Source organism: Pseudomonas sp. P4_C3 (genome assembly GCF_056402075.1).
On record NZ_JBFUIC010000187.1, the window covers coordinates 1 to 8,842 of the forward strand.

9 protein-coding genes and 1 pseudogene are annotated in these 8,842 nt (G+C 59.8%); all 10 read right to left on the minus strand.

Annotation, left to right across the window (positions count from 1 at the left end; genetic code table 11):
- Positions 1-781: alpha/beta hydrolase (locus AC1DVH_RS22045; RefSeq protein ID WP_477755594.1), on the minus strand; the 781-nt coding region annotated here is incomplete at its 3' end.
- 51 nt (positions 782-832) lie between these two features.
- Complete coding sequence (locus AC1DVH_RS22050) at positions 833-1,903, minus strand: alpha/beta hydrolase (RefSeq protein ID WP_477755595.1); 1,071 nt, start codon at positions 1,901-1,903, stop codon at positions 833-835.
- A 2-nt stretch (positions 1,904-1,905) separates the two neighbouring features.
- Positions 1,906-2,691 carry a carboxymuconolactone decarboxylase family protein gene (locus AC1DVH_RS22055; RefSeq protein WP_477755596.1) on the minus strand — a complete coding sequence of 262 codons (786 nt, stop codon included), beginning with the start codon at positions 2,689-2,691 and terminating at the stop codon, positions 1,906-1,908.
- Positions 2,692-2,723: 32 nt separating this feature from the next.
- Complete coding sequence (locus tag AC1DVH_RS22060) at positions 2,724-3,197, minus strand: (R)-mandelonitrile lyase (RefSeq protein WP_477755597.1); 474 nt, start codon at positions 3,195-3,197, stop codon at positions 2,724-2,726.
- 91 nt (positions 3,198-3,288) lie between these two features.
- Positions 3,289-3,879, minus strand: coding sequence for a flavodoxin (locus AC1DVH_RS22065; RefSeq protein ID WP_477755598.1), 591 nt, complete (start codon positions 3,877-3,879; stop codon positions 3,289-3,291).
- Between the two features lie 12 nt (positions 3,880-3,891).
- Complete coding sequence (locus AC1DVH_RS22070; protein WP_477755599.1) at positions 3,892-4,881, minus strand: aldo/keto reductase; 990 nt, start codon at positions 4,879-4,881, stop codon at positions 3,892-3,894.
- 338 nt (positions 4,882-5,219) lie between these two features.
- On the minus strand, positions 5,220-6,959 hold the full coding sequence (locus AC1DVH_RS22075) for a dipeptidase (RefSeq protein ID WP_477755600.1): 1,740 nt from the start codon (positions 6,957-6,959) through the stop codon (positions 5,220-5,222).
- A gap of 160 nt (positions 6,960-7,119) precedes the next feature.
- On the minus strand, positions 7,120-7,419 hold the full coding sequence (locus AC1DVH_RS22080; RefSeq protein WP_477755601.1) for a hypothetical protein: 300 nt from the start codon (positions 7,417-7,419) through the stop codon (positions 7,120-7,122).
- Positions 7,420-7,585: 166 nt separating this feature from the next.
- Positions 7,586-7,708 (minus strand): annotated as a pseudogene (locus tag AC1DVH_RS22085) (sodium/glutamate symporter); the annotation flags it as partial.
- 152 nt (positions 7,709-7,860) lie between these two features.
- A complete protein-coding gene (locus AC1DVH_RS22090; RefSeq protein ID WP_477755602.1) occupies positions 7,861-8,421 on the minus strand; it encodes a lipid-binding SYLF domain-containing protein in 561 nt (186 codons plus the stop codon).
- Between the last annotated feature and the right edge of the window lie 421 nt (positions 8,422-8,842).

Below are 8,842 nucleotides of genomic sequence, written 5' to 3' on the forward strand. Positions count from 1 at the left end.
AGTCAGGGTGCGCATGCGTCTTCCAGTAGTACTCGTAACCCTGGCGATACAAGGCGAACGGCAGCTTGGCGATCTGCTCGTCGGTGAGGTTGGCATCACCCGAATAAAGCACCTCGCCGCCAGCCGCTTCTTGAGCGCGGGCAGCGGAAGCCTGTTGCAGGCGTTGCTCAATGGTGTCCAGTTGCGAGTCGTTGTAGCCATTGCGGCGCACCCGGCCAGAGTTGAACATGCTCACGGTCGCCACCGACTTGAATCGCTTGTCGGTTTGCGCCGCGACCAACGAGTAGCCGCCGCCACCGCAGATGCCGAGCAGGCCCAGACGCTTGCCGTCGACGCCAGCATACTGAGTGATGAAGTCCGCCATGCCGTGGATATCCTCGATACGGTACGCCGGCTTGTCGATGCTGCGCGGCTGTCCGCCACTCGCGCCTTGATACGCGGCATCGGCGGTAATCGTGATGTAGCCTTGTTCAGCCAGTCGCTGGGCATACAGACCGGCGACTTGCTCTTTCACACCACCATTCGGATGCGCCACCACCACCGTCGGGTAGACCTTCTTCGCATCGTAGTTGGCAGGGGTGTAGACGTTGGCAGCGATGTCCAGGCCATTGAGCTTGTAGGTGACCGGATGGATGTTGACCTTGCCGGGTTCGTTCTTGGTAATTGCGCCGTCGTAAGCCAGGGTGAACGGGTTCTTTTTGTAGTCGGCGGCACCGGCTTCGCCGGCAGACATACCGACGATGGCGGCCATCAGCGAGGCTTTCAGAATGGTGTTTCTCATAGGAGTCTCCGGAGCATTGAAAGGGTGCGTTTGAAAAATGTTCTGTAGCCGTCAATCCAGATGTTTTTCTGTCAGAAAGCCGGACACCAGGTCCGCGATCTGCACATTGTTCAAATCCGACATGGGGAAGTGGGTATTGCCCTTGATGCCAATCTCCGGCAAATGGATCAGCCTCACGTCACCGCCGTGCCGGTTGACGGCGTCGCGCCATAGCCGGGCCATCGTAAGGCGGGCGCGCCAACTGTCCTGGGCTGGCAGGTCGACAGCTTGCTCCGGGATGTTGTCGCCGTAGAGGATCAGGATCGGAATGCGTGTGAGCGCCATGAACTGATCCATCGGCACCGCTGCGCCTTGCACCGTGTCGAACGCGCTGGGAATCGGCGCGGGTACTTCACCCTGCGCGAAGACGAAGCTGCTGCCCGGCTCGAAAGCCACGATGGCCTTGACCTTGTTGTTCTTGATCGCCGTCAACCAACCCGGTCCGCCACCCTGTGAGTGAGTGAGCAGGATGCCGGGGCCGATTTTGTCGAAGACTGCCGACACGCCATCGGAGACCACGCCCATGTCGARCGGACCGGTGTTCGGCGTCATCGCGCGGAAGAACTGGTCGCGCGTTTGCGCATCCCGGGCAACCTGCACACCTTCGAAATAGTTGGGCCACAGGCCGATGCGGAACTGGTTGAACCAGAGTTGCTCGTCCGGGACAGGCTTGACCGTCGCCTCGACCATGCTGCGCCCGGCATCGCCGCGACGCGGCTGGTCGATCAGATACACGCCGTACTGGCGACGCAGAAAGATATTCTGGAAACCTTCCCGGCCATCCGCGGTGGTTTCCCAGGTCTTGGAGAACTGGCCTGCGCCGTGCCACATGACGATGGGCAGTTTTCGCGCATCGACCGGGATTTGGTAGAAGGTATAGGCATGGTCGCCGTGGTAGGTTTGGCCGTCTGGCGTCATGGGCTTACGCGGATTGAACGAACCCGGTGCTGTGATCATCGTCCCGCCGGCGGCAAAGCTGCCTTGCTCCTGAATCATCAAGGGAGCGGCGGCATTGGAGTGGCTTGCACAGGCGGCAAGCACGCTCAGCAGGGCAATGCTCAGCAGGTTTTTTCCAGTCTTCATGTTCAACCTCCCGAGGCAGCAAGTGCCTGTGTCAGGGCTGCGCTTGCACGTTTGGCGGCTTGTTCATCGCCGTGCTCGGTGAGRACCGCGATGACTTGGTGCAATTGTTCCTCGCTCAGTCCAACCCGCATGCTCGCCCGCATGTGCGAGCGCAACTGCGATTCCACCCCCGGCGTCGCGGCCAGCGCCCCGACGGTCGCCAGCTCGCGGCTTTGCCAGTCAAGGTTGTCGCGCTCGAAGATGTCGCCGAACAGATGGGTTTGCAGGAACTGGTTGATGACCGGGGCGAAATCGAACACCGGCCCCTTGACCGGCCCACCCGAAATTCGGGTTTGATTGGCCGTCCCTGCCGCGAGCAACGCCTCACCGGTTGCAATGGCACGGCTGGGTTCGCGTCCAGGCTCATCGTGAATGCCACGTTGTTTGCGCGCTTGCACAACCGTCATCAGTTCGTTCAATGCATTGAGGCTGCGCGGGAAGCCGACATAGGCGTAGAGCTGTACCAGGATTTCCTTGGCCTCGCTGACCGTCAGGCCGGCATCCAGGCCTTGGTTCAAGGCTTCGTTGAGCTTGGGCATGTCACTGGTTGCCATGAACGCTGCGATCAGTGGAATGGCCTGTTGCCTGGCCGACAGCGTTTGTGCCGCGGATTGTGTGCTGGTCATGGGTTGCGACGCCTCGGCTTTCTGGGTGGCAACACCCGACATCAACCCAAGGCCCAGACACAGGGCTATCAGCGCGGGGAGGGGGCCGGTCTTGTGATGTGCGATCGGTGTGTCAGTGGTCATCGTGAAAGGCTCCATCCATTGCTCAGCGCAGGCTATTGACCTTGGTACTGCGCATCCGAGACTTTTTCCGCCCAGGTGACAGCCTTGCCGTCCTCGGCTTCGGCGATGGCGATGTGAGTCATTCCGTTGGTGGCCGTCGCGCCATGCCAGTGACGTGTTTGCGGCGGGATCCAGACAATGTTTCCCGGACGGATTTCCTGACGTGGGCCGCCCTCTTGCTGCACATAGCCGACCCCGGCGGTGACGATAAGCGTTTGCCCCAGCGGATGGGTGTGCCAGGCCGTGCGTGCGCCGGGTTCGAAGGTCACCGTGCCACCGCCGATGCGGGCCGGGGAATCACCCTTGAACAGGCCATCAACCCGAACCGTCCCCGTGAAGTTTTCCGCCGCGCCCTTGATGGAGGGTTGAGAGCCGGCGTGGGTGATCCGGATCTCGTTGGAGGACTGGGCGCAGGCTTCCCCTGCCATGAGGGATAAGGCAACCAGAGGGGCGATCAAGGGATTCATCAATGTTGCTCCTAAAGGCGGGTTAGCCAACTGCAAGGCTGCTCCCATTCAGAAATCGAGACGCGTACAGTTCAACGCCCTGCACGGCGCATTAACGTGTCAGATGGCTGTCGCTCATCCAGGCGTTCAAGCGTTCCATGGTCTTGCGCTCCTGCTCACCCTCCATCACGAAGCCTTCCATCACCTTGGACGTGGGCGCATGTTTTCCGAGGACGCTGCGGCTATTGCCCAGCCCGTAGCCGCCGTGGGTGTTGAAGGGGATGATGGTTTTCCCGCTCAGGTCGTGGGCCGTCAGGAACGAACGCACGATCGGCGGAGCGGTTTCACCCCAGATCGGAAAGCCAAGAAACACAGTGTCGTAGGCGGCCATTGCCCGAACCTTGCTTTCCAGGGCTGGCTCGAAGCCGCTGTCGCGTTCCTGGCGCGCCTGCTCCACCGTTTCCAGGTAATCGTCGGGATAGGGCTTGGCCGGGCGGATCTCGAAGAGGTCGGCACGAAGTCCCCGCTGGATGAGTCCGGCAACGACTCGGGTATTGCCGGAGCGTGAAAAGTACGCCACCAGGGTGCGAGACCCCGAGCGGTGCGGTTCGCTGCCGGTTTGCGTGTCGGCGAGCGACAGCAGCGGGGCGCTCGCGAGCGCGGCGATGACCGTGCGCCGAAGCGCATCGTGATCCTTGCTCATGACAATGCTCCGTTAGCGCCCGACGCGAGCCTTGAGGGCCTCAGGGTAACGCTCGCCGTGGATGCGGATCTGCGCCAGTGCCGCATCGATGGCCTTGAGCTCGGCGTCAGTGAGTGTGATGCTGGCACCGCCGAGGTTTTCTTCCAGGCGATGCAGCTTGGTCGTTCCGGGAATAGGCACAATACACGGCGCCTGTGCGAGCAACCAGGCGAGCGCGATCTGCGCCGGTGTCGCGTTCTTCTGCGCGGCGATCTTGCGAATCAGCTCCACCAGCACTTGATTGGCTTGCAGCGCCTGCTGGCTGAAGCGGGGAACGATGCTGCGAAAATCGTCGCTACCGAAGGAGGCATCTGCCGACACGGTGCCAGTGAGAAAACCCTTGCCCAGGGGACTGAAGGGCACGAAGCCAATACCCAGCTCCGCGAGTGTCGGAAGAATCTCTTGCTCAGGCTCTCGCCACCATAACGAGTACTCACTTTGCAGCGCTGTAACAGGCTGGATAGCATGAGCACGTCGAATGGTTTGCACGCCCGCCTCTGAAAGACCGAAGTGCTTGACCTTACCTTCCAGGATGAGCTCTTTCACCACACCCGCGACATCCTCGATAGGCACGTCCGGGTCGACGCGATGTTGGTAAAGCAAATCGATGAAGTCTGTCTTGAGCCTGCGCAGCGAGCCCTCGACGGCGACCCGGATGTGTTCCGGGCGGCTGTTGAGAATCTGCTGTTTATTGTCGGAGCCAAAGGTAAAGCCAAACTTGGTGGCGATGACCACCTGATCGCGAACCGGCGCCAGCGCCTCACCCACCACTTGTTCATTCAGGTACGGGCCGTAAACCTCGGCGGTATCGAAGAAGGTGACGCCTCGGTCAACGGCCGAGCGGATCAACGAGATGGCTTGTCGGGTATCGGTAGCCGGGCCGTAGCCATGGCTGAGGCCCATGCAGCCCAAGCCCAGGGCAGACACTTCAAGGGAACTGTTTCCGAGTTTGCGCTTGTGCATTTCAATCTCCCGCTTTTGATGGTCAGGCTGCACGTCAGTGATATCGGCTGGGTGCAGGACCGCTGGGGAAACAGTAAGCGAGCTAACGGATGAGCACTAGACGGGTAAATCGGCAAGGGTTCATGAGGTTTGTTCATCAATCCGGGCACGTGCGCCCACCCACCCTGTGTAGGAGCGAGCTTGCTCGCGAAAAACCAGAGGACGCCGCGGTAAGTCTGGTTTCCCGCGTCATCGTTGGCCTCCATCGCGAGCAAGCTCGCTCCTACAAGGGGCGGCATGTGATTTGGGAGTGGAAGTGAAGGCAATGGACCCGCCAGGGTGGCGGGTCCGATAGGGCATCAAAGTTTCGGCAATTGCCCGATGCGGCCCATCATCTCGGTCACGATCTGCAGGTCCAGCAGGAACTGCTCGGTGGTCTTGAACTCGTTGTCGTTGTGGCCGGTGTATTTGACGTCCGGCATGGCCAGGCCGAATTGCACGCCGTTAGGCAGTTCATGCACGGAGGTGGCGCCGGCGGAGGTGCCGAACTTGTGTTCCATGCCCAGGTTTTCGCTGGGCACCGCGAGCAGGGCCTTGACCCATTCACCCTCGGGGTTGCGGTACATCGGTTCGGCAATCGACAGGTCGAAGGTCGGTGCGATCCGGGTCTTCTTGCTCCAGGAGTCCAGTTTTCCGGCGATTTCGGATTTGAGCACTTGCGGCGTCTTACCCTTCGGCACGCGCAGGTTGACCGCGAGTTTGAAGGCTTTGTCATCCATCCCGACATAGGTCAGGGAAGTGGTCAGCGGGCCCATGAACTCATCGGCAAAACCGACCCCCAACTTGCCACCCAGGTAGTCCAGCCCCCAGTTGTCGGCGGCGTAGCGGGCGGCGTCAGTGATCTGGTTGTGCTTGAGCGCGACCTTGCCGTCGAGGCTATTGATGAAGTCGAGCATCCTGGCCACCGGGTTGACGCCGGACTCGGGCTCGGAGGAGTGGGCGGACACACCGGTGACCGTCAGTTTGACGTCCTTGCCGTCGACTTTGGCGGCGACCTCGAAGTTGCCGCCGTTGCGCTTGGCATACTCGCTGCCGGCCTTTTGCAGGCGGGCGGCCAGTTCGGCGGGCTTGTCGGTCACCAGGGTCGCGACCGATGTCGACGGTATCTGGTTGGTGGCCAGGCCGCCGGTCATCGAGGTGATTTCTGCGCCTTTGCCTTGCGCGGTGCGCTTGGCGAAGCTGGCCATGACCGTGCCGTAACCTTTCTCGGCGATCACCACCGGGTAGCCACCATCCAGCGCCAGGTTGTAGTTGGGGGTCGGGTTGCGTTCGAAGTAGTAGGGGATGGCGTCGCCCGTGGTCTCTTCGGTGGTGTCGACCAGCAGCTTGAAGTTCCTGGCCAGCGGCAGCTGCTCTTCCTTGATGATCTTCATGGCGTAGAGCGCCACCACGATGCCGTTTTTGTCATCTTCGGTGCCGCGGCCATACATGCGGTCGCCGACCAAAGTGACCTTGAACGGATCGAGGCGGGTGCCGTCCTGCAGCACCCAGTTCTCCGGCGTCACCGGCACCACATCGGCATGGGCGTGAATGCCCACGACTTCATCGCCAGCGCCTTCCAGGGAGACTTCATAGACGCGGTTATCGATGTTGCGAAAGTTCAGGTTGAACGCCTGGGCGAGGCCCTTGATTTTCTCGGCAATCTTGAGAAATTCGGGATTGTCGTGCTGGGCAACACCGTCCACGCGCACGGTTGGAATGGCTACCAGCTCCTTCAAGGTTTCGGTGGCCGCGCTGCCGTATTTCACCCGGGCATAGAGGCCAAGCAGGCGATGGATTTGGTTTTGCTGCTCAGCGGTAAGCGTCTTGTTGCCCTGGAACGCACGGACGGCCGGGCCGAGGTCGTCGGTCTTGGCGATATCGCTCTTGGCCAGACTTGCGAGGAACTGCCTGAAATCCTTGACCGACGTATCGCTGAAGGTCTTGAGGATGATCGCGCTCTGTTGTGGCGTGATGTTGGCGTGGGCAGCGCTGGTGAACGACGAAAGGCTGGCGAGCATGAGGGTGGTCGCAGCCAGGTGCTTGAGTGAAAAATCCATTGCAGGGGGCATTCCTTTGCAGGCGGTTTGTAAGAAATATCTGATCGTTTGATCAGAAACATTTGCAAACTACCACCACGAGCGTGTGAAACGGGAGCCCCTGAAGTGGGATCTGTCGCACAGAAATGCAAAAGCGGCGCAGAAATGAAAAACCGCCCTATCAATGATTGCATTCTGCCATCACTACGTGGCAGGTATTCGGCGTGCCGCCGGATCGGCCCGCATAGCGGATGCAATTATCCAGGGATTTCTGGCGAGCCATGTCCAGGCTGTCCGCCCAGGCGAGGCCGCCTTCGCCGACAGTGGGGAGGGCTTTTGCATAGCAGGTTGAACCCGTGTTTGGGGCTGAATAGCGAGCCGTGGTGGCTTTGCCTGAACATCCCGCTGTCAGTACCAGGTCGATGGCGAGCAGGGAAAGCAGGATCCATGGCGAGCATTGACGCGCAGTTTTTCCCGTCATCCCGGTTCCCCTGTAGCAAGAGGTGTATTTGAGATCGTACCCCGCCAGATCAGGGCAGGGGCACACTCTTTCTTTGAGCCTATCCCTGCGGCATCGATCCTGCTGGTCCTTTCGTCTGCTTTCCTTTTTTCAGTGTGTCTGGTCGTCCGAGAGTCGAGGTGGGTCGCTATAGGCCACTGAACAGGCTGATGATCACGGCATTGACCAGGTCAATGAAAAAGCCACACACCAGCGGCACGATCAGGAAGGCCTGGTGCGCCGCGCCATACTTTTGCGTCACGGTCGATACAGCCAATGCCAGCCTTGCTCGTCCAGATAGCTTCCTAATCATCAGCTACGTCCGTGCGCCAGGAGTGAGGACAGCCTAGCCTGAACGGGAAAACCCATCCGGGTTGGCATAGGCCGTCATCACGCTCCCGATGGTCAATCAAACGGCTGACGCTAGCGCTTGATCAGAGAAATCTTCGTTCCCTCGATACTGACCCCCGCCATTAATCCTTGCTGGTCGAAGATGAACGCGTAGGCGTCGTCTTTGAGCGTCGAGCTGGACAGGTTCTTCGCAACCCCTTCATCCACCACGACAACCGTTGGCCCTACACCGATTTCCCAACCCTTGGTTTCAGCGACATATTTCACGGCTTTATCGGTCATCAGGAAAACCACATAGCCGTACGACTGGGCGCCGGCCTGCAGCCCCCATGAACCGCTGACGGAGTTGTAGTAGTTCTCGACTTTCGTGCCCTTCATTAAAACGCCTTCGCCATAGCTGCCGCCGAACACGAGACCCGCCTTGATGATTTTCGGGAAAACCAGCACAGCCTTGGCGTTGTGCGAGATGGTTTCGGAAAAAGGATGGGTCTTGTTGAGAGTCTGCAACGCTTGTCGAGCGTCGGCATTCAGATCCTCGGCGGTAGCCGCTCCGGCATTGTTCAGGAAACTGGCCGATGCCAATGTTGCAGCCGCGAGGAAGAACGACAGGAAGAACCTCATTGATTGAGTCATTTGCGTACTCCGCTGAGGGAGCATGGGATGAGAGCAGCGGCAAGTGCCTGCTTCATGCAGGAACCGAACCCACTGAGGTTATCCGGCGCGCCCTGAAATGTGTGAATTTGCTGGCATCGCTCGTGAGTGAAGTCGCCCTGGGCCACTGAACATTTGCGCTGCCATCAGCTGTTATGACCACTGCGTATCGGCCGGGTTCGCTGTCAATTCTGCTTCTCGCCGCCAGTTTCACTTTACGAAGCGGTTGAATCACAGTTGAAATCGGTTCGTCACGGGCTCAATGCAGGCAGCAAAAGGCCCGCGCAATGGCGTAATGCTGTTCACTTAAGTATTTGAGTCCCAGCCGGGCTTCCCCGAAAATCCGATGCCAGACCTCTGGCATCGGATTTTTTATGTCTGTTCAACAGGACCTGCTCGACCT